The organism is Streptomyces albidoflavus (assembly GCF_000719955.1).
Lineage (GTDB): Bacteria > Actinomycetota > Actinomycetes > Streptomycetales > Streptomycetaceae > Streptomyces > Streptomyces albidoflavus.
In genome coordinates this window covers 1-25,199 of record NZ_JOII01000005.1, presented here as the reverse complement: position 1 = coordinate 25,199, position 25,199 = coordinate 1, and the positions used below count along the sequence as shown (strand labels likewise).

The following is a 25,199-nucleotide window of genomic DNA, read 5'->3' as shown; positions in this document are numbered from 1 at the left end:
AACGATGCGCCGTTACGGAAAGAACCCCGACGAGGACGACATCCGCGTCCGCCCCAGCCGCCGGGGCAGCCGCCCCCGCACCCACACCCGCCCCAAGCACGAGGACGCCGCCGAGGGCATGGTGCTCACGGTGGACCGGGGCCGGATCACCTGTCTGGTCGAGGGCCGCACGGTGACCGCGATGAAGGCCCGCGAACTGGGCCGCAAGGCGGCGGTGGTGGGCGACCGGGTGGCGCTGGTCGGGGATCTCTCCGGGCAGAAGGACACCCTGGCGCGCATCGTGCGGATCGAGGAGCGCGCCTCGGTGCTGCGCCGCACGGCCGACGACGACGACCCGTACGAGCGGGTGGTCGTCGCCAACGCCGACCGGCTGGCGATCGTCACGGCGCTGGCCGATCCGGAGCCCCGGCCCCGGATGATCGACCGCTGCCTGGTCGCCGCGTACGACGGCGGCCTGGAGCCGGTCCTGGTGCTGACCAAGTCGGACCTGGCCTCCCCCGACTCCCTGCTGGACACCTACCGGGCGCTGGGCGTGCCGTACGTGGTGACCAGCCGGGAGGAGCTGGAGGACGGCTCGGCCGTGGAGCGGGTCCGGGAGCTGCTGGACGGCCATGTCACCGCCTTCGTGGGCCATTCGGGTGTCGGAAAGACGACGCTGGTGAACGCGCTGGTCCCCGAGGAGCAGCGGCGGGTCACCGGCCACGTCAACGCGGTCACCGGCCGCGGCCGGCACACCACGGTCTCCGCGCTGGCGCTGCCGCTGGCCGACGCCGCCCCCGGCAGCTGGGTGATCGACACGCCGGGGGTGCGCTCGTTCGGGCTGCACCACGTCGACCCCTCCCGCGTGATCCACGCCTTCCCCGACCTGGAGCCGGGGACGGAGGAGTGCCCGCGCGGGTGCAGCCACGACGAGCCGGAGTGCGCGCTCGACCAGTGGGTGGCCGACGGCCACGCCGACCCGGCCCGCCTCAACTCGCTGCGGCGGCTGCTGGCGACCCGGGAGCGGCGCGAGGGCGACTGATCCGGGCGCGGCCTGCGGCGCGACGGGCCGGGCCGGGTCGCCTGCCGCGCCGGACGGCACGGGCATAATCGCCCGAAGCCGTACAAGGTGCGCGCGGGATCGTTTCGGCGGGCGGAAAGGCTCATTCATGGCATGGCTGCTGGTCGTCGTCGCGGGGCTGCTGGAGACGGGGTTCGCCGTCTGTCTCAAGCTGTCGCACGGGTTCACCCGGCTGTGGCCGACGATCGCCTTCGCCGCGTTCGCCCTCGGCAGCTTCGGCCTGCTGACCCTCGCCCTCAAACGCCTGGACGTCGGCCCGGCCTACGCGGTGTGGACCGGCATCGGCGCCGCCGGCACCGCCACCTACGGCATGATCTTCCTCGGCGACGTGGTCTCGGTCCTGAAGATCGTCTCCATCACCCTCGTCATCTGCGGCGTCATCGGCCTCCAGCTCTCGGGCTCGGCCCAGTGAACCGCCCGCGCCGCCGCCCCGCCCCCGCACCCCCCACCACCGGCGGCGCCACGACCCGGGAGAGGGCCAGGCGCAGCACGCATTCGCACTCGCGGGCCAGTTCGCGCGGGTCGGTCCGGGGCGCCGCCCCGTCGAGGGCGGCCACGGCGCGGTCGCGGGCGGCGGCGAGGAGGTCCCCGGGGCTGGGGAGCGGGAGTTCGGCGCGGCGCTGGGCGGGTGCGGTGGCGGTGGTGCGGGCCGGGCGCGGTGCGGGCAGCGGGTCGCCCCAGCAGCCGGTCAGCAGGGAGCGCAGCAGGGTGCCGGGGCGGGCGGCGGCCACGGTCCAGTCGGCGGCGGCGCGCAGCCGCTCGCGGGGGTCGGCCGCGGAGCGGGCCAGGGCCCGTTCGATCCCGGCGAGGTAGCCGTCGGCCGCCTGCCGGGCCAGGGCGCGGGCGAGCCCTTCCTTGCTGCCGAACTCGTTGTAGAGCGTCTGCCGGGAGACCCCGGCCGAGGCCGCCACCTCGCCCATCCGCACCGCGCTCCACGGGCGGCGGGCCAGGTGGGCCTCGGCGGCGATGAGCAGGGCTGCGCGGACTTCCGACACGGCTGCCTCCCCGGCGAGGGTCGTGCGGGGAAGTCTTGCGCGGGCGCGGGTGGTGTCAAGGGGGTGTGCGCGCGAGGTGGGGGCGCCGCGCCCGCCGGTGACCGGATGGCCCGGCGCGGCCGGAAATCGATACTGTTTCGCCCATGGCCGACTATCACGATGATCTGCGTCTCGCCCATGTGCTTGCGGACGCCGCCGACGCGACCACGATGGAGCGGTTCAAGGCCCTCGACCTGAAGGTGGAGACGAAGCCGGACCTCACTCCGGTGACGGAGGCCGACAAGGCGGCCGAGGAGCTGATCCGCGGTCACCTCGCCCGCGCCAGGCCGCGCGACGCGATCCTCGGCGAGGAGTACGGCGTGGAGGGCACGGGTCCGCGCCGCTGGGTGATCGACCCGATCGACGGGACGAAGAACTACGTGCGCGGGGTGCCGGTCTGGGCGACGCTGATCTCGCTGATGGAGGCCGACCCGCAGGGCGGCGGTTTCCGGCCGGTGGTCGGGCTGGTGTCGGCTCCGGCGCTGGGCCGCCGCTGGTGGGCGGCGAAGGGCGCGGGCGCGTACACCGGGCGGAGCCTCACCTCGGCGAGCCGCCTGAAGGTGTCGGCGGTGGACCGGGTGGAGAACGCCTCGTTCGCCTACTCCTCGCTCTCCGGCTGGGAGGCGCAGGGCCGCCTGGACGGCTTCCTCGACCTGACGCGCACCTGCTGGCGCACCCGGGGCTACGGCGACTTCTGGCCGTACATGATGGTCGCCGAGGGCAGTGTGGACATCTGCGCGGAGCCGGAGCTGTCGCTGTGGGACATGGCGGCCAACGCGGTCATCGTGGAGGAGGCGGGCGGCACCTTCACCTCGCTGGAGGGCGCCCCGGGCCCCTCGGGCGAGAACGCCGCCGCCTCCAACGGCCTGCTCCACGACGAACTGCTCGGGTACCTGAACCAGCGGTACTGAGCACCCACGGCACGGCACAGCACAGCACGGCGGGCCGGAGCCCCGAGGGGTTCCGGCCCGCCGCCTGCGACAAGCGTCCGTCAGCCGCGCAGGGCCTGGACCGCGGCCTCCAGCCGCTTGCCGAAGTCCGCGTCCGCCGAGCGGAAGTTGTTGATGGCCCGCTCGGCGATGTCGTCGCGGGAGACACCGGCGATGTTCTGCGAGAGGTTCTCGACCAGACGGGTCTTCTCGTCCTCGGACATCAGCCGGTAGAGGTTGCCGGCCTGCACGAAGTTGTCGTCCTCGGCGTGGCTGGGCGCCTCGGTGTCACCGGTCTCGCCGGTGACGGGCAGCGGCTGCCAGAGCGCCCGGCCGGTCTCGGCGGGGCCGCCGAAGCTGTTGGGCTCGTAGTTCTTCGCACCCTTGTGGCGGCCGTCGTAGAGGTAGCCGTCACGGGAGTTGGTGCGCGCCTCGGTGGCGTGCGGGCGGTTGACCGGCAGGTGGTCGGCGTTGATGCCGACGCGGTAGCGGTGCGCGTCCCCGTACGAGAAGAGGCGGCCCTGGAGCATCTTGTCGGGCGAGGGGCCGATGCCCGGCACGAAGTGCGCGGGGCTGAAGATGGACTGCTCGACCTCGGCGAAGATGTTCTCCGGGTTGCGGTTGAGCTCCAGCTTGCCGATCTCGATCGGCGGGTAGTCCTCGTGCGGCCACACCTTGGTGAGGTCGAACGGGTTGAAGCGGTAGGTGGCCGCGTCCGCCGCCGGCATGATCTGCACCTGCACGGTCCAGGACGGGAAGTCACCGCGCTCGATGGCCTCGCGCAGGTCGCGCTGGTGGCTGTCGGGGTCGAGCCCGGAGGTCTCGGCCGCCTCGGAGGTGGTGAGGTTCTTGATGCCCTGGTCGGTCTTGAAGTGGTACTTGACCCAGAAGACTTCGCCGGCCTCGTTGTTCCACTGGTAGGTGTGCGAGCCGTAGCCGTTCATGTGGCGGTACGAGGCGGGGATGCCGCGGTCGCCGAAGAGCCAGGTCACCTGGTGGGTGGATTCGGGGCTGAGTCCCCAGAAGTCCCAGACGTTGTCCGCCTCCTGGGAGCCGGTGTACGGGTCGCGCTTCTGGGTGTGGATGAAGTCCGGGAACTTGATGGCGTCCTTGATGAAGAACACCGGGGTGTTGTTCCCGACGAGGTCGTAGTTGCCGTCCTCGGTGTAGAACTTCAGCGCGAAGCCGCGCGGGTCACGGACGGCGTCGGCCGCGCCGAGGTTGCCGACCACCGTGGAGAAGCGCAGGAAGGTCTCGGTCTGCTTGCCGACCTCGGAGAGGAACGAGGCACGCGTCCACTGCGTGACGTCGGCGGTCACCGTGAACGTGCCGTACGCGCCGGCGCCACGGGCGTGCACCACGCGCTCCGGGATGCGCTCCCGGTTGAAGTGGGCGAGCTTTTCGAGCAGCAGCTGGTCCTGGACCAGGACCGGACCCCCGACGCCCGCCGTCTCGCTGTTCTGGTTGTCGGCGACCGGGGCTCCGGCCTCGGTCGTGAGCGGTCCCTGCGTCACGTGCGCCTCCTGCGGTGGTGAATCCTGCACAAACCTGTCCCTTGGCGAATGCCGTAGCCGATCCTACAATGGACAATGTCTAAGTCAAGCGAACATCCAAAGTCACATCAGTTCAGGACTGGGTCCCTTCCCTGTTAGGCTGGTTTCATGAGTGACCTGCTGGAACGACTTCGCGGACGCGGCTGGCGGATGACCGCCCAGCGGCGCGTCGTGGCCGAGGTCCTCAACGGGGACCACGTGCACCTGACCGCTGACGAGGTGCACGCCAAAGCCATCGCGAAACTCCCGGAGATCTCGCGGGCGACGGTCTACAACACGCTCGGCGAGATGGTGACGCTCGGCGAGGTCATCGAGGTGGCCACGGACGGCCGCGCCAAGCGGTACGACCCGAACGCCCACCGCCCCCACCACCACCTGGTCTGCGCGCGGTGCGGCGCCATCCGCGACGTCCACCCCACCGGAAACCCGCTGGCGGACCTCCCCGACCAGGAGCGCTTCGGCTTCACCGTCTCCGAGGTCGAGGTCACCTACCGCGGCCTGTGCCCCCACTGCGCCGCAGCCTGACCCCACCCGGGCCCCGGACGCGCCCTCCAGGCCGCCGGGGTTCCGCCACCCCCGAACACGACGAAGGCCCGGATTCTCCAGAAGAGAATCCGGGCCTTCGCCCTTCAGTAGCGGGGACAGGATTTGAACCTGCGACCTCTGGGTTATGAGCCCAGCGAGCTACCGAGCTGCTCCACCCCGCGTCGACTCCACCGACACTACGCGCCCCCACCCACCAGCGCAAATCCCTCCAGCACCACACACCTGAACACACCCACAGGCCCCACCCAGGCCCGGCAGCTCCACCCAGGCCCGGCACCTCCACCCCGCCCCGGCAGCTCCACCCCGGCCGGCGAGGCCACCTTCAGCCCGGCCGGCCACCACTCAAGCCCGGCCGGCGTTTGAGGCCACCTTCCAAGCCCGGCCGGCGTTTGAGGCCATCGGTGACCGGCGCGCGAAAGCGGCGAGCACCCCCGAAAAACAGCCCGGCCGGCGCTTGAGGCCCCCACCCCGGCGCCGGGAAGCGCCAACCAGGCCCCCTGCCCAACCGGCCGTCAGGCCGTGAGCTCCTGCTGCAACTGATCCCGCAACCGCCCGGCCCGGGCAGCCACCTCGGCGGGCCCCAGCTCGACAGCCCGCCCACACCACCGGTCGGACTCGGCCAGCTCCCCCCTCCGCGCGTGCAGCAGCGCGAGCCGCAACGCCGCCCGCCCGTGCCCGGCATCGGCAGCCTGCTCCCACCAGACGGCGGCCTCGGGCTCACTCCCCTCCCGGGCCAGCAGCAGCCCGAGATTGAAGGCGCCGTTCCGGCTGCCGGCCTCGGCCGCCGCCCGGTACCACCGAGCGGCGGAGACCACGTCCCCGCGCGTCGCGGCGATCATGCCGATACGGACCTGCGCACGCCGGTGCCCCAGGTGCGCAGCACGCTCGTACCACTCCTCGCTCTCGGTCCGCTCCAGGACCGGCTCACCGAGAGCCGGCTGCTCCCCGGGCGGGGTGCGGGCGTCGAGCAGGGAGGCGAGGTAGTAGGCGCCGTCGGCGCTGCCGCCGCCGGCCGCGCACCGCAGGTGGCGCTCGGCGCCGCGTTCGTCGCCGTCGCGGAGCAGGGCGATCCCGGCCTGGAAGGCGGCCTCGGTGTGCCCGGCCGCGGCGGCCCGCTCGTACCACCGCTGGGCGCCGCGCTGGTCGCCGCGCCCGGCGTGCAGGATGCCGAGGTTGAAGGCGGCGTCGACGCTGCCCAGTTCGGCGGCCTTGGAGAACCAGGGCTCGGCGCCGTCCGCGTCGTTCTCCTGGAGGAGGAGGACGGCGAGGGCGTTGGCGGCCTCACGGTGGCCCGCGTAGGCGGCGCGGCGGTACCACTGGTCGGCCTGGGCGGTGCGGTTCTGGGCGGCGCAGAGCAGGCCGAGGTTGTAGGCGCCGTTGACGTCGCCCGCCTCCAGGGCCGCGCGGTACCAGCGCTCGGCGGTCTGGGTCTCGCCGCGCTCGGCGTGGAGCGCGCCGAGCGCGTTGGCGGCGTTGCCGTCACCTTCCTTGGCGGCCTTGAGCCACCACAGGGCGGCGTTCTCCTCGTCCCCGGCGTCGCGCAGCAGGAAGCCCAGCGCGCAGGCGGCCTCCGGCTCGCCCTCCTTGGCGGAGGTGAGGTACCAGCGGCCGGCCTCCTTCAGCTTGCCGCGGCCCTCCAGGATGGTGCCGAGCCGCAGCGCGGCACGCCGGTGGCCCCGCGCGGCGGCCTGGCGGTACCACTGCTCGGCCTCGTGCGCGGCGTCCTCGCTGGTGCGCCCGCGCTCGTCGAGGATGCGGGCGAGCCGGTGCGCGGCCTCGCGGTGGCCCCGTTCGGCGGCGGCCCGCATCCACCGCTCGGCACCTTCCTCGCGGCGGTGCTCCAGCAAATCGGCGAGGGCGTAGGCGCCGAGCGCGTGCCCCTGCTCGGCGGACTGGCGCAGCCAGTACTCGGCGGCGGGCTCGTCCCCGCGCTCGCGGTGGTGGCGGCCGAGCGCGTGGGCGGCGGCGGCGGACCCGGCGACGGCGGCCACCTTCCACCACCCGGCGGCTTCTTCGGCGTATCCCCGCTGGTGGAGGAGGACGCCCAGGTTGTTGGCGGCGGCGCGGTCACCCTCGGCGGTGGCGCCGCGCAGCAGCGGTTCGGCGCCGTCGAGATCCCCCCGGCGCAGCAGTTCGGCGCCGATCACGCTCATCGAGGCGGCGTCGCCCGCGCCCGCCCCGCCGAGTCGGCGCACCTCGTCCTCGGCCGTACCGGTGTCGGTGTCCTCCCGGTCGGCCGGCTCCACAAACCGGCCCATGTTCAACAGAGTCGCCTTGTCCCCCATAACGTCCATCGTTGCACCATCCGCAACCTTGGTACATCGGGTATCCCGATGCCAGAAGGTCACTTCGGCGTTTTGTCGACATGCCCACAGGGAGACAAGTCAAACACATCCCGCCCCCATGGCGTCACCGTGCGCCTACCCCGCCAACGCCCTTTGACGTCGGGCACCTTCGTACCTTTCGTACAGTGACGCAGGGCACACCGGGAGCCGATGGCGTGTCATGGCTGTGGAGGGTTGGGGGAGAAGCCTCCGCAGGAGTGGAGCGGAGGCGTGCGCGGGGCCGTCCGCGAAGGGTCCGGGCACGACGAAGGCCCGGATTCCGATGAGGAATCCGGGCCTTCGCCCTTCAGTAGCGGGGACAGGATTTGAACCTGCGACCTCTGGGTTATGAGCCCAGCGAGCTACCGAGCTGCTCCACCCCGCGCCGTTGTGCGTCAACCGTACCACGGCACGGGGTGGGGCCGGTCAGCTCCGGTCGGCCGCCTGTTCGGCCGGCTTCTTGCCGGCCTCCTTGTCGCCGTTCCCGTCCTGCTCTTCCTTGCGGGCGTCCTCGGAACCGGCGGATTCCGCCGGTTCCTTGTCGGCGTTCTTGCCGTCGCCCCCTTCGGCCGCGGCCTTCTCCATGGCCTCGAGCGCCTTCTCCAGCTCGGCCTGCGCCTTGCCGTAGGCCTCCCAGTCGCCTTCCTTCAGCGCGGTCTGCCCCTCGTCGTACGCCTTCTGGGCGTCCTTCAGGGCGTCCTCCACCGCGTTGCCGCCGGTCGGCGGGTCGGTCGGCTTCTCGGGCTGCTCGCCCGGCGGCTGTTCGGCGCCCTCGGTTCCGAAGATCTTGTCCAGCGCCTCACCGAGGGTGTCCTCGAAGGCGGTGGCGCCACCGTAGGTGACAAGGACCTTGCGGAGCAGCGGGTACTTGAGGCCGCCGCCTCGCACGTAGACCGGCTCCACGTAGAGCAGGCCGCCGTCGAGGGGCACCGTCAGCAGGTTTCCGTACTCGACCTCGGAGTCGCCGCCGCGCAGCAGGCGGATCGACTCGGCGATGTCCTGTTCGGAGTTGAACTGGCTCTGCACCTGCTTGGGTCCGCTGACCGTGGTGCTGGCCGGGAGTTTCAGGACTCTGATCTTCCCGTAGTCGTCCGCGTCCGCCTCCGCGTTGACCGCCATGAAGGCGCTCAGGTTGTCGCGGTTGTTGGGCGTGAACGTCGTGGTCAGCGAGAACGCCTGCTTCTCCTGGTCCGGCATCCGCATGCTGAGGTAGTAGGCGGGGACGGACTCGCCCGACTTGTTGGTCGGGTCGTCCGGGACCTGCCAGACCTGGCTGCCGGAGAGGAAGGTGTTGGCGTTGTCCACGTGGTAGCGGGTGAGCAGTTCACGCTGGACCTTGAAGAGGTCCTGCGGGTACCGCAGGTGGTCCATCAGCTCGTCGGAGATCTCGCCACGCGGCTCGACCGTGCCGGGGAAGGACTTCATCCAGGTCTTGAGGACCGGGTCCTTGGTGTCCCACTCGTAGAGCTTGACCGTGCCGTCGTAGGCGTCGACGGTGGCCTTGACGGAGTTGCGGATGTAGTTGACCTGGTTCTCCTGGGCCACCACCGCCCGCTGCTGGTTCTCCGCGGTGAGCGAGTCCGCCGTGGTGTCGCCGAGAGTGGTGCGCGAGGAGTACGGGTAGCCGTTGCTCGTCGTGTACGCGTCGACGATCCACTGGATCTTGCCGTCGACCACGGCCGGGTAGGCGTCGCCGTCGATGGTCAGCCACGGGGCGACCGCCTCGACGCGGTCCTTCGGGGTGCGGTTGTAGAGGACCTGCGAGCCCTCGCCGATCGCTCCCGAGTAGAGGATCTGCGGCTCGCCGAAGGCGACGGCGTAGGCGGCGCGGTTGACCGGGTTGGAGAGGTCGACCCCGCCCTTGCCGGAGAAGCTCGTCGTCTTCTCGCCGTCGTCGTCGGAGTAGTCGATCTCCTTCTGGGGACCGCCGACGATCGAGTACTGCTCGGTGCGCTCGCCGTAGTAGATCCGCTGCTCGTACTTGCCCTTGACCAGGTCACCCTTGGAGGGCAGGTCCGACTCGGTGAAGACCGGACGGCCCTCGCTGTCGGCCGTGGTGCCCTCGGCGGCGACCACGCCGAACCCGTGGGTGTAGCGGAAGTGGTCGTTGATCCAGTTGTTCTTCGGGATGCCGTTGAGGTTCAGCTCGCGCAGACCGATCACGGTGTCGCGGGAGTTGCCGTCGGCGTCCTTGTAGCGGTCCACGTCCAGGTTCTGCGGGAAGGCGTAGTACCCCTTCATCTGCTGCAGCTGCTGGAAGGTGGGCGAGACGATGTTCGGGTCGAGGAGGCGGATGCTGGCCGCCTTGGCGACCTCGCCGCGCAGCTCGGTGCGGTCCTCCGTCTGCGCCTTGCCCGAGTACTCGGTGACCTTGGCGTCGTCGATCCCGTAGGCCTTCTTGGTGGCCTTGAGGTTCTGCGAGACGTACGGCGCTTCCTTGGCCTGCTCGTTCGGGTCGACCTGGAACTTCTGGACGATGGCCGGGTAGAGACCGCCGATGAGGATGGCGGAGAGGACCATCAGGCCGAAGCCGATCACCGGCAGCTGCCAGGTGCGGCGCCAGAGCGTCGCGAAGAAGAGCAGGGCGCAGATGACGGCGATGCAGAAGAGGATCGTCTTCGCCGGCAGATAGGCGTTGGCGTCGACGTAGCGCAGGCCGGTCCAGTTGCCGGCGGCCTTGAAGTCACTGGACTTCACCGCGAGGCCGTACCGGTCCAGCCAGTAGGCGACCGCCTTGAGGGCGACGAAGAGGCCGAGCAGCACCGAGAGGTGGCCGGTGGCCGCGCCGGTGGCACGGGCGCCGGGGCTGGTGACGCGCAGCCCGCCGTAGAGGTAGTGGACCAGGGCGGCGGCGATCAGCGAGAGCACCGCGGCGGCGAAGCCGAAGCCCAGCAGGAAGCGGTACCACGGCAGGTCGAAGGCGTAGAACGCGACGTCCTTGCCGAACTGCGGGTCCTTCTCGCCGAAGGGGACGCCGTTGATCCACAGCAGCCAGGTCCGCCACTGCCCGGCCGCCGAGGCGCCGGAGATGAGGCCGATGACGGCGGTGACGCCGATGAGCATCCACTTCTTGTACGGCGCGATGCTCATCCGGTAGCGGTCGAGGCTCTGCTGCTCCAGCGACATGGCGCTGAGCGGCGGGCGCAGGCGGTGCGCCAGCCAGATGTTCACCCCCACCGCGAGCGCCATCAGGAGTCCGAAGACGAAGAACAGACCGATCTTGGTCCACAGCGTGGTGGTGAAGACGGACGAGTAGTCGACCGCCTTGTACCAGAGCCAGTCCGTCCAGAACCCGGCGAACATGACGAAGAGCATGGCCAGGACGGCCAGCACCCCCAACGTCATGAGCAGGGTCCTGGAGCGCCGGGACGGTCGGCCGACTCTGATCCGCGGCCCCGTGGGGCCTCCGCCGCGGTCCGGCATCTGGAAAGCCAAGGTGCGCACCTCGAAGTTCGCGGGTTGGTTTTTTCGCGTCGTTTTGTCGCGTTGTCGATCGCTTTTCTCGATCGGATCGGGCCCCGCGATCCTAGGGCCCACTGATGCAACTTACGGAAGCTTTACTCAGTTCCCGATTCCGGGGGTCGACGAGGCAGGATATTGCGCATGTCCACTCACTCCCCCTCCGGCCCTCCGATGGCCGGCTCCCCCCTCACCCGCGCCGTGCTGGAGATCGACGAGTACGTCGCCGGTCTCGGCTGGGACCGCCCCGCCCTGCTCTTCGCCCTGGTCGACACCGCCCGGCTGCGTTCCGAGGAGCCCGGTCTCGCCGACCGCCTCGGCATCGGCGAGGACGTTCCCGACGCCGCGCCCCTCACCCCGGTCGAACAGGAGGAGATCCCGGCCGGGAAGCCCCTGGACGAGTTCCTCGCCACCATCGCCTGGCCGGACGCGGTGGCCGGCTGCGCCCTCGCCGTGGAGCGGCTGATGCTGCCGCCCTCGGCCGAGGCCCAGGTGCCCGACGGTCTGGACGACGCCGCGCTGGCCAAGTGGGTCGCCGCCCACCCGGACCGCCAGGAGGTGCGGATGACGGTCGGCGTGCTCCGCGACGGCACCCGTGACTCCGCGCTCAGGCTGCGCGAGAAGGACGCCTCGACCGAGGTGCTGACCGGCGCCGACCTGGTGCCGGGACTCGCCGAGGCGCTGGCGGCGACCTTCGCGGAGTGACCCGCACCGCAGAACCGCCGAGGGCCCGTGTCCGTACGTACGGACACGGCCCCTCGGCGTGCACGGGGCGGAGTCCCGCCGTCCGCCGGGAGGTCAGCCGGTGGTGCAGGCGGGGAGGGCCTCGGTGCGGTCCTCGCGGATCTTCTCGAGCGAGTCGAGCGCGTCGTCGATGGTGTCGACCTTGACCAGGGTGAGGCCGTCGGGGACGTCCTTGGCGGCGGTGGCGCAGTTGTCGGCGGGGGTGAGGAAGTACTGGGCGCCCTTGGCCCGGGCGCCCACGGTCTTCATGCTGATGCCGCCGATGGGGCCGACCGCGCCGTCCTCGTCGATGGTGCCGGTGCCGGCGATGAACTTGCCGCCCGTCAGGTCGTCGGGGCTGAGCTTGTCGACGATGCCGAGGGCGAACATCAGCCCGGCGCTGGGGCCGCCGACGTCGGCGAGCTTGATGTCGACGGTGAACGGGAAGGTGTGGTCGGTCCCGGCCTGGATGCCGACGATGGCCCGCTTGGCCTCGCCGCCGCTCTTGCCGGCGGGCGCGGTGGTGACGGTGACGCGCTCGGTGCCGCTCGGCTCCTCGCCGGCCTTCTCGGCGGCGGCCGCGTCGGCGGCGGGGACGATGGTGAAGACGACCGGCTCGCCCGGCTGGTGCTTGGTCACCAGTTCGGCGACGTCCCCGGGCTTGCGGACCGGGGAGCCGTCCACGCTCTTGATGACGTCCCCGGCGTGCAGCTTGCCCTCGGCCGGGTTGCCCTTGACGACGGTGGCGACGACGACCCGCGTGGAGACCGGGATGTCCAGCTCGCGCAGGGCGGCGACCTTGGCACTCTCCTGCGACTGGGAGAACTCCTCGGCGTTCTCCTGCGTGGACTGCTCCTCGGTCTTGCCGTCGGGGTAGAGCGTCTCGTGCGGGACCACGACGTTGTCGTGGGCGATCCAGCCGGCGACGGCCTGGAAGAGGTTCATCCGGTAGTCGGGGCTGGTGACCCGGACCGTGGTCATGTTGAGGTGGCCGTCGGTCGGGTAGGTCTTGTGGCCCTTGATGTTGAGGACGGGCTCCCCGTCGTGGTCGCCCAGGGTGTTGACCGTCGGCCCGGGCGTCATCTCCGCGTACGGCACCTTGATGAGGACTCCCGCGCACAGCAGGGCGATCAGCAGCAAGGTGGACGTCAGCATCGTCGCGGTACGGCGTGGCATGGCACGACAGTACGGGACCTGGCTGTCAGCGCACCGCCGGGGCCGGTCCGTCCGAGGGCTGGTGCGCCTGCTCCCGCTCGCCCGTCGCGGGGAGGCCCGCGGGCAGGGCGGACTCCCCCGCGTCCGGGTCGCCGTGCGACTTCGCCATGGCGGCGCGGAAGCGCGCGTAGCCCGCCAGTTCCGGTCCGTCGTTCCTGCCCGGGTTGCGGGCCGCCCAGCTCCCCCAGAGGGCCGCGCCTATCGCGGCCATGAGCGGGATGAGCAGCCAGGCGAGCGCGGCCATGCGTACCTCCACAAAGCTGTGCCGAACCGGCCGATCAGCGGATCAGCAGATCAAAGGTCTGCACGCCCCACGCTCGGTCCCGGCGCGGGGTTACGCAACCGGAACGGTTCTGCCCGGTGGTGGCGGGGCCGGGCAGGTCCCGGGCGGGCCGCCCGCGAACCGTCCGGGGCACGTTGCGGCGAACGGGTCAGCAGGCGCCGACCCACTCCTCGGTGCCGTCGCCGAAGGTCTGGTGCTTCCAGAGCGGGACCTCGTGCTTGAGGTCGTCGATCAGCATCCGGCACGCCTCGAAGGCCTCGGCGCGGTGCGGGCAGGAGACGGCGACGATCACCGCGATCTCGCCGACCCTGAGGTCGCCGGTGCGGTGGACGGCGGCCAGCGCCCGCACGGGGTGGGCGGCGACGACCCGCTCGGCGACGCGGCGCAGCTCCGCCTCGGCGGTGGGGTGGGCGGAGTAGCCGAGTCGGGCGACGTCGGCGCCGCCGTCGTGGTTGCGTACGGTGCCGACGAACAGGGCGGTCCCGCCGGCGGCGTCCTCACCGACGGCCTTGAACACCTCGTCCAGCGAGAGCGGGGTGTCCCGTACGGCCAGCAGCGCGATCGGGTCCTCGGCGGCCCGCTCGCCGGGGTGGTCGGGACGCTCCGGGTGCGCGGTGTGGGTGGATGCCATACCGCCATCGTGCCGCACCGCACGGCTCACGGGGAACAGTGGTTCCCACCGGCCGGGGGCGTGCCGCGCTGGAGCCTCCTCCAAACGGCCGCCCCCGGTCCCGGTCCTCAGATGCGGCGCCGTGCCTTCCGCGCCCGGCGCACGATGGCGGCGGTGCCGAGCAGGGCGACGGTGGCTCCGGCGGCACCCGCGGCGCCCGCGACGGTGGCGTCCTTGCGGCCCAGGCGCCGCCCGGCGACGGTGTGGCGCCCGGCGACCTCCTCCAGCAGCTCTCCGAGGACCTCCTCGTTGGTCCACTTCGGCCGCCACCCGGCGTGGTGCAGCCGGCTGCCGCTGACCACCCACGGGTACATCGTGTACGCCAGGTCACCGGCGGGGGACGGGGTGAGGCCGATCCGGTGGAGGCGGGCGGCGGCGCCCAGTGCCACGGCGGACGGCAGCTCCATGCGGCGGATGCCGCTCAGCTCCTCGACCTGCTCCTGTTCCAGCCAGCCGTCGCACCCCACGGCGAGGTCGCCCTCGACGCGCTCCAGCACCGCGTACTCCAGCGCGGCGCACAGGTCCTCGACGTGGCAGAACTGCCAGGCGGGCCGCGAATCGGCGACGACCAGCAGCCGGGGCGACTCGAAGTACCTGGTCAGCGCGGTGTCGGCGCCGCCGCCGACCAGGACGGCGGGGCGCACCACCGTGACGTTGAGCCCGGGATGGGTGCGTGGGGCGCGCTTGGCGAGCCGCTCGATCTCCAGGAGGTCGCCGACGCCGGTCGCCTCGGCGGTGGCGCGCAGCTCGGCGTCCTCGGAAAGCGGCAGCTCGTTGTCGGGGAGCGCGCCGTAGACCATGGCGGAGGTGCAGAGCACCACGCGGTGCACCCCGGCGGCGGGGGCGGCGGTCAGCACGGTCTGGGTGCCGCGGACGTTGAACGCCGTGCGGGCCGCCGGGTCGGACTCGAGGTCGAGGTCGAGGGCGAGGTGGACGACGACGTCGACGCCTCGGAGCTTCTCGGCGAGCGCCGGGTCCCGGACGTCGAGGATCTGCCACTCGGCGCCCTCGCACTCCCCGCGCCGCTCGTCGATCGCGATGACCCGCTTGATCTCCTCGGAGGCGGCGAGCCGCTCGGTCAGCAGGGCGCCGACCCCGCCGGCGGCCCCGGTGACGGCGACCACCGGGCCGCGGACCGGACGGGCGGGGCGCTCCGCCGCGGGTTCGGGCGTGTCGGCGGCCTCGAAGGCCCCCGCGGGCTGCTTCCGGCCGCCGGGGAGCGGATCGGCGGGGCCGGACGTTTGGGTCACTTGTCTGCGGTCCGCATCGGCCGCGGTCGGTTCGGACGAGAGGTCGGCCGGGTTTCGCGCTGCGCGAACCTGCGGATCTGGGGAACTCACCAGGTGTCTCCAGCGGTTGTCTTCAGTACGTACCCGAATGACACGTACGTACCAGGTGGCGTCCATCCTGCCGCAGCCCGGTGCCCGGCGGAGCACCGAGCCCCGACCGGCTCTTGGTGTCTACGCTGGGAAGTGACGTCGGGCAAGCCGCCGCCGGAGGCAGAGACCGGTGGCCCTACCAGCCGAGGATTCCCGTGAGTGACACCCCATTCGGATTCGGCCTTCCGCCGGAGGAGCCGGACGACGGCGACGAAGGCAAGAAGAAGGACAACCAGGGCGGTGGCGCTGGCCAGGGCGCGAACCCGCTCGGATTCGGGATGCCCGGCATGCCGGGCATCGGCCCGGGCGGCGGCGACAACCCGTTCGCCGCGATGTTCGGTTCGCTGAACCCGGCGGACCTGGGCGCCGCCTTCCAGCAGCTCGGCCAGATGCTCTCGTACGAGGGCGGCCCGGTGAACTGGGACATGGCCAAGCAGATCGCCCGCCAGACGGTGGCCCAGGGCACCGCGGACGGCACCAAGGACGCCAGCGTCGGCGCCGCCGAGCGGCACGCCGTGGACGAGGCGGTGCGCCTGGCCGACCACTGGCTGGACGGCGTGACCGCGCTGCCCTCGGGTGCCAGCACCTCGGTGGCGTGGAGCCGCGCGGAGTGGGTCGAGGCGACCCTGCCGGTCTGGCAGGAGCTGGTCGACCCGGTCGCCGAGCGGGTCGGGGCGGCCATGGGCGACGTGCTGCCCGAGGAGATGAAGTCGATGGCGGGCCCGCTGCTCGGCATGATGCGCTCCATGGGCGGCGCCATGTTCGGCACGCAGATGGGCCAGGCCGTCGGCACCCTCGCGGGCGAGGTGGTCGGTTCCACGGACGTGGGGCTGCCGCTGGGCCCGGCGGGCAAGGCGGCGCTGCTGCCGCTCAACATCGAGGCGCTCGGCAAGGACCTCGGCGTTCCGCTGGAGGAGGTCCGGCTCTACCTGGCCCTGCGCGAGGCCGCCCATCAGCGGCTCTTCGCCCACGTGCCGTGGCTGCGCTCGCACCTGTTCGGCGCCGTCGAGGGGTACGCCCGGGGCATCGACGTGGACACCGCCAAGCTGGAGGACGCGGTCAGCCAGCTCGACCCGTCCAACCCGGAGCAGCTGCAGGAGGCCCTTCAGCAGGGCATGTTCCAGCCGGAGGACACGCCGCAGCAGAAGGCGGCGCTGGCCCGGCTGGAGACGGCACTGGCGCTGGTGGAGGGCTGGGTCGACGCGGTGGTGCACGAGGCCGCCAAGCCGCGCCTGGCCTCGGCGGACGCGCTGCGTGAGACGCTGCGCCGCCGCCGTGCCTCCGGCGGCCCGGCGGAGCAGACCTTCGCCACGCTGATCGGCCTGGAGCTGCGCCCGCGCCGCCTGCGGGACGCCTCCCGGCTGTGGGCCTCGCTGGCCGACGCCCGGGGCGCCGACGGGCGGGACGCGCTCTGGGAGCACCCGGACATGCTGCCGACCGCGCACGACCTGGACGACCCGGACGGCTTCGTCCACCGTGAGCACGCCGACTTCTCCGAGCTGGACAAGCTCCTCGGCGAGGCGGCCGGCGGCCCGTCCCTCTCCAAGGACCGGCCCGAGGACGCCGAGGAGCCCGGCAAGAAGGACAAGGGCTCCGACGACGGCGACGGCCAGGAAGGCGGCGAGGGCTCCCGGTGACCCTCCACGACGACGCGGTCCTCGTCCTGAAGGAGTACGAGGACCAGCCCGGGCTGCGCCAGCAGTACCTGGACCACCTGGCGGCCCACCCCGACGGCATGTACAAGCCGTGCGAGGCCGGTCACCTCACCGCCAGCGCCCTCGTGCTCGACCCGTCCCGCGGGCAGGCCTTGCTCACCCTCCACCGCAAGCTGAACATGTGGCTCCAGATGGGCGGCCACTGCGAGCCGGAGGACACCTCGGTGGCCCGGGCGGCCCTGCGCGAGGCGACCGAGGAGTCCGGCATCCCGGGCCTGGAACTGCTCCCCGGCGGCCCGGTCCGCCTCGACCGCCACGCCATCCCGGCGCCGTGCAACTGGCACCTGGACATCCAGTACGCCGCCCTCGCCCCGGCCGGCGCGGCGGCGGCGATCAGCGACGAGTCCCTGGACCTGCGCTGGTTCGCGTACGACGAGGTGGCGGGCGTGGCCGACGCCTCGGTGGTCCGGCTGCTGGAGGCTGCCCGGAAGCGGCTGGGCGCACCGGGCTGAGCTGCGGCGCCTCGACGGGGCCGCCTCCCCGCGCGCACCGCGCCAGGAGGCGGCCCCGCGGCGTCAGCTCCAGACGTTCCCCTGGTTCTGGCCGCGGGCGCCCTGCTGGCCCATGCCGAACTGTCCGGCGAGGCCGCCGGTGGCGGCGTTCTGCGGGGGCAGCAGTTCGCTGGGCTGGACCAGGGCGAAGCCGGAGCCGAGGAAGCTCAGCTCCCAGCCCTCCCCGGTGCTGCCGCGCCGCCGCCAGACGCCGGAGGAGTGGGTCTGGGCCTGCATCTGCACCCGCAGCGAGGTCGACCAGGCGACGATGGCGTCCGCGTCGGCGTTGACGTACTTCTCCGGGGTGACCTGGAGCATCAGGGGCGGGCCCGAGGTCATCAGGGCGATCTTGCCCCGGCCGGTGATGTTGAGCTGGTACTTGCCGGAGCCGGAGATCCCGAACTGGCTGTCCACCGCGAGGACCTCGGCGTGCAGCGAGGAGTCCATGGCGAGGACGTAGGAGCTGTCGACGGTCAGGCCGTCCTGCTCGACGTCGAGAACGTGGACGTACTGGGCGAGGTTGGCGAAGTAGACGCTGCCCTGGCCGGAGCAGCGCATGAGGTCGAGCCCTTCCCCGGTCCAGGCGCGGGCCTGCTGCTGCTGGTGGGACTGGTACTCGCCGTCGAACTCGACGAGGCCCTGGTAGGCGACCATGGCGCCCTTGCGGGCGAGGATGTCGTCGTGGCCGGTGAGGGTGACCCTCAGCATCTGCGCGTTCTGCAGCGTGTAGCGGTCCTGGGACTGCTGCTCGGTGAAGGCGAAAAGCGGACTCTGCATGGTGGTGGCTCCCCCTCAGCCCCGGACCCGGAGGCGGTCGGTGCTGTCCTCGCTGGGCTGGACGACGACGATCCCCTCGCCGGAGAACGCCATCTGGTACGCCTCGCCGCTGCCCCGGCCGATCATCGAGGAGGCTTTGAAGCTGCGCTTCCCCTTGACCTTGAGATGCGGCGACCAGGCGATGAGGGCGTCCGGGTCGACGTAGGTCTCGTCCTCGCCTCGGCCGCAGTCGACGACGATCGGCGTGCCGCGCGAGGTCAGCGCGACCCAGCCCTGGCCGCCGACGCGGACGTTCCACAGTCCCTGGCCGGCGAACTTGGCCAGCCCCTTGACGCGCTCCACGCCCCAGTCGAGCTGGGCGTCGAAGGCGAGGAGGTTGGTGCCGTTGACGGACAGGGAGTCACCGCCGAGGTCGATGGCGACGACGTCCGCGCCGTAGTCGGCGAGGTAGAGCAGGCCGTCACCGGTGCACTTCATCAGCGGGGTGCCCTCGCCGGTGATCCACTGCCCGGCGATCTGGCGGACGGCCGGCGGGTTGGGCTCGTACTGGACGAAGCCCTCGTAGGCGACCATGGAGCCGGTGCGGGCGTACAGGTCGTAGCCGCTCTGCATGGCGACCTTGACCATGCTGTGGCCGTGGTTCTCCATCCGGGCCGCGACGGGCGTCGGGGCGAAGCCCGCGAGCTGCTGGTTCATGGCCTGCTCCCTCAGATCTCGTAGGGCTGGACGACGACGAAGTTGCCGGGGGCGCCCCGGAACTGGAGGTTCACGCCCTCGCCGCTGTGGCCCGGGTAGGCGTTGCGCCTCATCCTGACCTGCGAGGAGACGATGACCTGGGCCGCGGCGGACCAGGCGACGATCGCGTTACTGTCGGCGAAGGTGGTCGGGGTGACGGGGAGGACCACCGGGGTGCCGCGGGTCTTCACCACGACGGTGCCCGTGCCCTGGAACTGCATGGTGAACAGGGCGCCGCCGGGGATGCCGTGGCCGTCGATCCGCCGGACCTCGTAGGCGAGGGTCTCGTCGAAGGCGAGGACGTTCTCGGCGCTGACGCAGAGCGCGTCGCCCTGGAGTTCGACGGGGTGGAGGTTGGCCTCGTTCTCCGCGAGGAAGACCTGCCCGCTGCCGGTGCAGCGCATCAGCGACAGCTCCTGGCCGGTGGCGTTGCCGGTGATGCGGCCCGCGAAGCCCGCGCCCTTGTAGCCGAAGTCGACCTTGCCCTGGTAGAGCACCATGCTGCCCTGGCGGGCGAGGACGGGCTGCGCGTCGGCACCGAGGTCGACCCGGACGAGCTGGCTGTTCTGCTGCGTCCAGCGGCTGCCGGTCGGAACCTCGCGGTACTTCTGGAAGGCGGCCGCCACACCGGGCGTGCCGCCCTGTCCGGCGACGGGCTGCGGCTGGCCGTACGGCCCGGGCTGCTGGCCGGGGAAGCCGCCCGGCGCGGGCGGCGGGTAGCCGTAGCCGGGCGGGGGCCCGTGGTGCTGGACGGGCGGTTGCCCGTACGGGCCGGGCGGCGGGGGCGGCGGCGGAACCTGGGCTCCGGGCTGCGGGGCCGGGGGCGCGAGGGGCGCCGCCATGGTGGGGGCGGCGTGCACGGGCGTGGGGTGGGGCGGCGGCGGAGGCCCCTGGTGGCCGGCGTGCGGGTGGGGCGCGGGGGTGTGCGGCGCCTGCGGCGGCACGTACCCCTGGGGGGTCTGCTGCGGCGCGGGGGCCTGCGGGATGTGCTGCGCGGGGGCGGGCGGGGCCTGCTGGGTCTGGGCGGGCTGCGGGGCCGGGGCCGGAGGTGGCGCGAAGGCGGGCGGGGCGAAGGCGGGGGCGGCCTCGGGGGCCTGCGGTGCGGGTGCCTCCGGCTCCTCTTCCTCCAGGACCTCGCCGCCGAAGTTCCGCAGCAGCGCCTCCAGGCCGCCGTCGAAGCCCTGCCCGACGGCGGCGAACCGCCAGACGTCCTTGACGTAGAAGTCGCCGAGCATCACGGCGCGCTCGGTGCTGAACTCCGAACCGTCGAAGGAGTACCGCGCGACCTCCTCGCCGCCGGCCACGATCCGCAGGTAGCCCGGGCCGATCTGGGACATCTGGCCGGCGCCGTCGAGCGTCGCAGTGAAGGACAGCTTCTGGATCTGCGGCGGAATCCGCTCCAGCGTCACCCGGAACGACTCGGTGTCGCCCGCCTGCGCCCCGAGCAGCTGGAGGGACTCCTCGGGCGACGCAGGCTGGTTGAAGAAGATGAAGTACCGGTCGTCGGAGAGGCGTTCGTCGGCGTCGAGACCGAAGCAGCTGATGTCGAAGCTCAGCCCCGGTCCTGAGATCTGCACGCCCACGTACAGGTCGGTGCCGGCCGTCAGGTCACTGATCCTGGCCTTGTGGCCGCGCTGGAATTCCCTGGCCATACGAAACGTCCGTCCCCCATCCCGAAGCTGCTGGTCGAGCCAGGCTAACCGCTGACTCCGACAACGCGGCGGGCCGGTACAGAGCCGGTACACAACGGTGGTGGGCCGGATACCCCCTACATGCCGGCCTTGGCGCCACTGCCGTCCTGGCCGGTCCCGCCGTTCTCGTCGCTCCCGCCGTCGGCGTCGTTCGCCTCGTCCTCGTCACCGTCGACGGTGTGCGGGAGGCGCGCCGTCGCGGCCACGCCCTCGAGGTAGCCGCGCGCCCGCTCGGTCCTCGGGTACGCCTCCAGCAGCGCCCAGAAGCGCGGGCCGTGACCGGGCACCAGAAGGTGGGCCAGCTCGTGGAGGAGCACGTAGTCGACGACGTACTCGGGCATCCCCTGGAGCCGGTGCGAGAGGCGGATGCTGCCCTCGGCGGGGGTGCAGGAGCCCCAGCGGGTGTTCTGGTTGGTGACCCAGCGCACCGAGTCGGGGCGCGCCCGGCCGCCCAGGAACTGGGCGGAGAGCCGTCCGGCCCGTTCGGCGAGCACCTCGTCGGTCGGCCTGCGGCGCTTCTCCTGCCGGGCCAGTTTCTCCAGCATCAGCCCGACCCAGCGCCGTTCCTCGGCCTCGGACATCCGCGCGGGGAGCAGCACCACCGTCCGGCCGTCCTCCCGGTAGGCGGAGACCGTACGGCGCCGGCGCGCGCTGCGGCGCACCTCGACCTCCCCCTGTACGGAGTGGGGCGCGGCGGAGGGGGCGGGGCTGGTCGGCGCGGCCTGGGGGCGCCGTGCGGGTTCGGCTGGCACTCCTCGACGGTACCCGGACAACCTGCGGAAACGCGGCTGCCCGCCACCGCTCCCGCGGAATCCGCACCTCTGGGGGAGGCATTCGTACGACTATTCATGCCCTCTGTGGACAACTCGGGGCAGACTTCCCCGCTCTTGATCCATCCTGTCCTCCGTGACCGGCGCACGCGGCGCCGGCCGGCCACGTCCAGGGGGAAACCACCGTGCACCTGTCCCATCCACTCCTCAAGCCCGCCCTCCGGCGCGGCTGGCGCGACCTGCGCACGGTCCAGTTCGGGGCGACCCCGGCCCACGCCGTGGTCCTCGGCCCGATCGACACGGCGACCGGCAGCTTCATGGAACTCCTCGACGGCACCCGCGGCCTGCCGCTGCTGCGTGAGGAGGCCCACCGCATGGGCTTCGCCGAGGGGTACGCCGACCTCCTGGTGGGCCGGCTCGCCCGCGCGGGCCTGCTCGACGACTCCACCGGCGGCGGCCCGGGCGCTGCGGCGCTGCGCGAACGCCCGGCGGTGGTGGAGCGGCTCCGGCCCGACCTCGGCTCCCTCACGGTGACCACCCGGGAGCCGGGCGGCGCCATGGCCCGCATGGCCGCCCGGCGCGCCTCCCGCGTCCAGGTACGCGGCGCGGGCCGGGTCGGCGCGACGCTGGCCGCGGTGCTCTCGGGCGCGGGGGTCGGCCAGGTCGACGTGGTGGACGGGGGATCTGTGGACGCCGCCGACGTGGCGCCCGGCGGTATGCCGGCCCGGGCGGTCGGCGAGCGCCGCGACGAGGCGGCCCGCAAGGTGGTCCGGCAGGCGTCGCCCGGCGCGCTCCGCCGCTCCCGCAAGGGGCCACGCGCGGGCAGCGGTGAGCCAGGGCTCTCGCTCGTCGTGGTGGCGCCGAGGGACGGGCTCGGGGTGTTCGCGCCGGACCCGGCAGCGGTGGAGCAGTTCGTGGCGTCCGGCATCCCGCACCTGTTCGCGGGGGTGCTGGAGGCGACCGGAATGGTCGGGCCGCTGGTCGTCCCGGGGGCGACGGCCTGCGCCCAGTGCGTGTCGCTGGAACGGGTGGACCGTGACCCGGCCTGGCCACGGCTGATCACCCAGTGGCGGGCGACCCGCCGACGCTCCTCCCCCGCCTGCGATCTGGCCCTGGCCACCACCGTTGCCGGTTTCGCGGCCACGCAGGCGCTCGCCTTCCTCGACGGCACCCTGCCGTCGGCCGGCGAGACCCGGTGGGAGCTGGCGCTGCCCGAATCGGCCTGGCGCCCGGTGCCGCTGACCCCGCACCCGGAGTGCCCGTGCGACGCGGTCAACTCGCCGGACCGGGCTCCCGGCCCCGGCGAACCTGCCTCCCCGGCCGGGGAGGTCCCCCCGCGGTCGGCACCGGCCGGACCTCTGCGGGCCACAATGGCAGAGAGCCGTTGACCGTCGGATGCGGCTCGGCAGTCTGGGACTTGGAGGGGCGCATGTCTGATCTTCCCCGGAAGGCGGTCACCAGGACCGCCAAGCTCGCTGCCCTGCCGCTGGGGTTCGCGGGACGGGCCACGTGGGGTCTCGGCAGAAGGATCGGGGGCATCTCCGCCGACATCGTCGGCCGGGAACTCCAGCAGCGGACCGCCGAGCAGCTGTTCAAGGTCCTCGGAGAGCTGAAGGGCGGCGCCATGAAGTTCGGCCAGGCCCTGTCGGTCTTCGAGTCGGCGCTCCCCGAGGAGGTCGCCGGCCCGTACCGCGCGGCCCTGACCAAGCTCCAGGAGGCCGCGCCGCCCCTGCCCGCGGAGACCGTCCACGCGGTGCTGCGGGAACGGCTGGGCGAGGACTGGCGCTCGCTGTTCCGCTCCTTCGACGACCGCCCCGCCGCGGCCGCCTCCATCGGCCAGGTGCACCGCGCGGTCTGGCACGACGGGCGCACCGTCGCGGTCAAGGTCCAGTACCCGGGGGCCGGCGAGGCCCTCCTCTCCGACCTCAGCCAGCTCAGCCGCTTCGCCCGCCTGCTGGGCCCGCTGGTCCCCGGGCTGGACGTCAAGCCGCTGATCACCGAGTTGCGCGACCGCGTCTCGGAGGAACTGGACTACGCCCTGGAGGCGGAGGCGCAGCGCATCCACGCCGAGGAGTTCGCCGACGACCCCTACATGCTGGTCCCCGGTGTGGTGCACCAGAGCGACCAGGTCCTGGTGACCGAGTGGCTGGAGGGCATCCCGCTCTCCGAGGTCATCGCCGAGGGCACCGAGGAACAGCGGGACTGGGCGGGCCAGCTGCTCTCCCGCTTCCTCTTCTCCGGCCCCGCCCGCACGGGCCTGCTCCACGCCGACCCGCACCCGGGCAACTTCCGCCTGGTCCGCGCCGAGGACGAGGACGGCTGGCTGCTCGGCATCCTCGACTTCGGCACGGTCGACCGCCTGCCCGGCGGCCTGCCGGAGACGATCGGCACCTCCCTGCGCCTGACCCTGGAGGACCGCGCGGACACGGTGTACGCGACGCTCAGGACCGAGGGCTTCGTCAAGGACTCGGTGGAGCTGGACCCGGCCGAGGTCCTCGACTACCTCCGCCCGATCATCGAGCCCGCCATGGTGGACGAGTTCACCTTCACCCGCGACTGGATGCGCGGCCAGGCAACCCGCCTCGCCGACCCCCGCTCCCCCGCCCTCCAACTGGGCCGCCAGCTCAACCTCCCCCCGTCCTACCTCCTCATCCACCGCGTCACCCTCAGCACCATCGGAGTGCTGTGCCAGTTGGGCGCCACGGTGCGGCTCCGGGAGGAACTGGAGGACTGGCTTCCTGGATTCGTCGGGGAGGAGGGGGCTGGGGCTGGTCCGGGGGATGGCGACTTCGGGGTGGCTGTGGAACGTGCCGGGGCGGACGGCGGCGGTGCCGAGGGCCGGCAGCCGGAGGGCGCCAGGTCCAGGAGCCTGGTGCCCGAGCAGGCGGGGGCTGAGGACGCCGTTTCGGGCGGGGGTGGCGTGCGGGGCGCCGATCTCGAGTCGGGAGGACGAGGGAACGACCCGGGTGGTGCTGGAAAGGCTCGCAGCTCCGAGGGCGGTGGCGCCGGTGTCTTGGGGGACCGGACTACCGGTTCTGTCGAGGAAGCCGGAGCTGGTCCGTCGGGGGACGGTGCAACCGGTTCGGAGGCCGGGGCTGCCTCCGGTTCGGAGGGCGAGGAGGAAGGGAGCGGGGAGACCGGTTGCCGTGAAACGACGGTCGGCACGGACACGATTGCCACGAACGTCGGCCCGAACCCAGCGGGGTAGCGGCGCTCTTCATCCGGGGCCCAGGACAGGCCGGGGGGGGGACCGTGGGACCCGGGCGGGTGCCGTCGTGTCGCGGGACGGCGGCAGTCCGATGGGTGGCACAGCGGCTGGATCGGCACGCTGGAAGTGCCGGGGCGGTCGCTCCGGGAGCACGGGCGAGCGGCGCTGGCATGGAGTTGCCAAGTGTGGTCGGGCTGGGCGGCGGCGTGCCGGGTATGGCAGACGGTGCTGTCACGCGAGGCCCCGGTGGGACGCGGCATGACGGAGCAGGGCTGCCGTGCGTGGGGCCGGCCAGCAAGGACAGGCTGGCGCTGTCGGCGCGAGGGTTGGCGCCCGGTGTGGGCTGGGTTGGCAGATGCGGGCGCCGTTCTGGGGCGTCGGCGGGTCTGTACCGGGCTGGCGTTGCCGTCGTTCGGAACGGGTGCCGGCGAGATGGGTGGACCTGGGTGCCGAGGCGATAGAACCGGTGCCGGAACGCCGGGCGATAGGACGGACTCAGCACCGCCGGGGCCCCGAAGAGTCGCGGCAGGGCAGGACCTCGCGGGTGGCTGCGTGGGGCCTGCGGCACGGCGGGCCCGGCGTGCGACAAAGCGTCATCAGGACGCTTGAAGGCGGAGGAGGAGGGAGGGGGAGGGAG

Annotated in this window: 20 protein-coding genes, 2 tRNA genes and 1 pseudogene; 9 read left to right on the top strand and 14 right to left on the bottom strand. The window is 72.6% G+C overall.

Annotated features, from left to right (window positions below):
• Positions 1 to 4: 4 nt before the first annotated feature.
• Together rsgA and IF45_RS0106725 are read left to right on the top strand one after the other, a co-directional pair.
• The gene (gene rsgA, locus IF45_RS0106730; protein ID WP_003950753.1) at positions 5 to 1,021 is read left to right on the top strand and encodes a ribosome small subunit-dependent GTPase A; all 1,017 of its coding nucleotides are present in this window, start codon (positions 5 to 7) and stop codon (positions 1,019 to 1,021) included.
• 127 nt (positions 1,022 to 1,148) lie between these two features.
• The gene (locus IF45_RS0106725; protein WP_003950752.1) at positions 1,149 to 1,472 is read left to right on the top strand and encodes a DMT family transporter; all 324 of its coding nucleotides are present in this window, start codon (positions 1,149 to 1,151) and stop codon (positions 1,470 to 1,472) included.
• Here IF45_RS0106725 and IF45_RS0106720 read toward each other — a convergent pair.
• Positions 1,438 to 2,055, bottom strand: a complete 618-nt coding sequence (locus IF45_RS0106720; protein WP_030306218.1) for a TetR/AcrR family transcriptional regulator — start codon at positions 2,053 to 2,055, stop codon at positions 1,438 to 1,440. The genes IF45_RS0106725 and IF45_RS0106720 overlap by 35 nt on opposite strands.
• Positions 2,056 to 2,198: 143 nt before the next feature.
• On the opposite strand from IF45_RS0106720, the gene hisN reads away from it, so the two are divergent.
• Complete coding sequence (gene hisN, locus IF45_RS0106715) at positions 2,199 to 3,005, top strand: histidinol-phosphatase (RefSeq protein ID WP_003950750.1); 807 nt, start codon at positions 2,199 to 2,201, stop codon at positions 3,003 to 3,005.
• A gap of 80 nt (positions 3,006 to 3,085) precedes the next feature.
• Here hisN and IF45_RS0106710 read toward each other — a convergent pair whose 3' ends face one another.
• Positions 3,086 to 4,537: a catalase gene (locus tag IF45_RS0106710; protein WP_030306216.1), complete on the bottom strand. Its 1,452-nt coding sequence runs from the start codon at positions 4,535 to 4,537 to the stop codon at positions 3,086 to 3,088.
• 147 nt (positions 4,538 to 4,684) lie between these two features.
• Between IF45_RS0106710 and IF45_RS0106705 the strand changes: the two genes are divergently transcribed.
• Positions 4,685 to 5,101, top strand: coding sequence for a Fur family transcriptional regulator (locus tag IF45_RS0106705; RefSeq protein ID WP_003950748.1), 417 nt, complete (start codon positions 4,685 to 4,687; stop codon positions 5,099 to 5,101).
• A gap of 108 nt (positions 5,102 to 5,209) precedes the next feature.
• Here the strand turns inward: IF45_RS0106705 and IF45_RS0106700 are convergent.
• The 4 genes from IF45_RS0106700 to IF45_RS0106685 all read right to left on the bottom strand — a co-directional run bounded on the left by IF45_RS0106700 (position 5,210) and on the right by IF45_RS0106685 (position 10,869).
• Positions 5,210 to 5,283: transfer RNA gene (locus IF45_RS0106700), tRNA-Met, on the bottom strand.
• A 351-nt stretch (positions 5,284 to 5,634) separates the two neighbouring features.
• Positions 5,635 to 7,416: a tetratricopeptide repeat protein gene (locus tag IF45_RS0106695; RefSeq protein WP_030765469.1), complete on the bottom strand. Its 1,782-nt coding sequence runs from the start codon at positions 7,414 to 7,416 to the stop codon at positions 5,635 to 5,637.
• Positions 7,417 to 7,757: 341 nt separating this feature from the next.
• Positions 7,758 to 7,831: transfer RNA gene (locus IF45_RS0106690), tRNA-Met, on the bottom strand.
• Between the two features lie 41 nt (positions 7,832 to 7,872).
• The gene (locus tag IF45_RS0106685) at positions 7,873 to 10,869 is read right to left on the bottom strand and encodes a UPF0182 family protein (protein ID WP_107048033.1); all 2,997 of its coding nucleotides are present in this window, start codon (positions 10,867 to 10,869) and stop codon (positions 7,873 to 7,875) included.
• Between the two features lie 180 nt (positions 10,870 to 11,049).
• Here IF45_RS0106685 and IF45_RS0106680 point away from each other — a divergent pair, with 180 nt between their 5' ends.
• Entirely contained in the window at positions 11,050 to 11,610 is a 561-nt protein-coding gene (locus IF45_RS0106680; protein WP_003950745.1) for a PPA1309 family protein, read from the top strand.
• Between the two features lie 93 nt (positions 11,611 to 11,703).
• On the opposite strand, the gene IF45_RS0106675 is transcribed toward IF45_RS0106680, so the two are convergent.
• The 4 genes from IF45_RS0106675 to IF45_RS0106660 form a co-directional block, all read right to left on the bottom strand.
• Positions 11,704 to 12,804 carry a YlbL family protein gene (locus tag IF45_RS0106675; protein ID WP_003950744.1) on the bottom strand — a complete coding sequence of 367 codons (1,101 nt, stop codon included), beginning with the start codon at positions 12,802 to 12,804 and terminating at the stop codon, positions 11,704 to 11,706.
• Positions 12,805 to 12,829: 25 nt separating this feature from the next.
• On the bottom strand, positions 12,830 to 13,087 hold the full coding sequence (locus tag IF45_RS0106670) for a hypothetical protein (protein WP_030306209.1): 258 nt from the start codon (positions 13,085 to 13,087) through the stop codon (positions 12,830 to 12,832).
• 187 nt (positions 13,088 to 13,274) lie between these two features.
• Entirely contained in the window at positions 13,275 to 13,757 is a 483-nt protein-coding gene (locus IF45_RS0106665; RefSeq protein ID WP_010642425.1) for a molybdenum cofactor biosynthesis protein MoaE, read from the bottom strand.
• A gap of 107 nt (positions 13,758 to 13,864) precedes the next feature.
• Entirely contained in the window at positions 13,865 to 15,136 is a 1,272-nt protein-coding gene (locus IF45_RS0106660) for an SDR family oxidoreductase (protein WP_242534275.1), read from the bottom strand.
• A 194-nt stretch (positions 15,137 to 15,330) separates the two neighbouring features.
• Here IF45_RS0106660 and IF45_RS0106655 point away from each other — a divergent pair, with 194 nt between their 5' ends.
• Both IF45_RS0106655 and IF45_RS0106650 read left to right on the top strand, forming a co-directional pair.
• Positions 15,331 to 16,812 carry a zinc-dependent metalloprotease gene (locus IF45_RS0106655; protein ID WP_030306203.1) on the top strand — a complete coding sequence of 494 codons (1,482 nt, stop codon included), beginning with the start codon at positions 15,331 to 15,333 and terminating at the stop codon, positions 16,810 to 16,812.
• Complete coding sequence (locus IF45_RS0106650; protein WP_010642431.1) at positions 16,809 to 17,342, top strand: NUDIX hydrolase; 534 nt, start codon at positions 16,809 to 16,811, stop codon at positions 17,340 to 17,342. The genes IF45_RS0106655 and IF45_RS0106650 overlap by 4 nt, the downstream gene beginning before the upstream one ends.
• Positions 17,343 to 17,405: 63 nt before the next feature.
• Here the strand turns inward: IF45_RS0106650 and IF45_RS0106645 are convergent, their stop codons facing one another.
• The 4 genes from IF45_RS0106645 to IF45_RS0106630 all read right to left on the bottom strand — a co-directional run bounded on the left by IF45_RS0106645 (position 17,406) and on the right by IF45_RS0106630 (position 21,246).
• Positions 17,406 to 18,158 (bottom strand): AIM24 family protein, encoded by a 753-nt coding sequence (locus IF45_RS0106645; RefSeq protein WP_010642433.1) that lies wholly within the window; start codon positions 18,156 to 18,158, stop codon positions 17,406 to 17,408.
• A 15-nt stretch (positions 18,159 to 18,173) separates the two neighbouring features.
• On the bottom strand, positions 18,174 to 18,854 hold the full coding sequence (locus tag IF45_RS0106640; RefSeq protein ID WP_003950737.1) for an AIM24 family protein: 681 nt from the start codon (positions 18,852 to 18,854) through the stop codon (positions 18,174 to 18,176).
• Positions 18,855 to 18,865: 11 nt separating this feature from the next.
• Complete coding sequence (locus IF45_RS0106635) at positions 18,866 to 20,545, bottom strand: TerD family protein (protein WP_030306197.1); 1,680 nt, start codon at positions 20,543 to 20,545, stop codon at positions 18,866 to 18,868.
• A 116-nt stretch (positions 20,546 to 20,661) separates the two neighbouring features.
• A complete protein-coding gene (locus IF45_RS0106630) occupies positions 20,662 to 21,246 on the bottom strand; it encodes a M48 metallopeptidase family protein (protein ID WP_003950735.1) in 585 nt (194 codons plus the stop codon).
• Between the two features lie 293 nt (positions 21,247 to 21,539).
• Here IF45_RS0106630 and IF45_RS0106625 point away from each other — a divergent pair, with 293 nt between their 5' ends.
• On the top strand, positions 21,540 to 22,742 hold the full coding sequence (locus tag IF45_RS0106625) for a ThiF family adenylyltransferase (protein WP_030306184.1): 1,203 nt from the start codon (positions 21,540 to 21,542) through the stop codon (positions 22,740 to 22,742).
• 41 nt (positions 22,743 to 22,783) lie between these two features.
• Positions 22,784 to 24,109 (top strand): annotated as a pseudogene (locus IF45_RS0106620) (ABC1 kinase family protein); the annotation flags it as partial.
• Between the last annotated feature and the right edge of the window lie 1,090 nt (positions 24,110 to 25,199).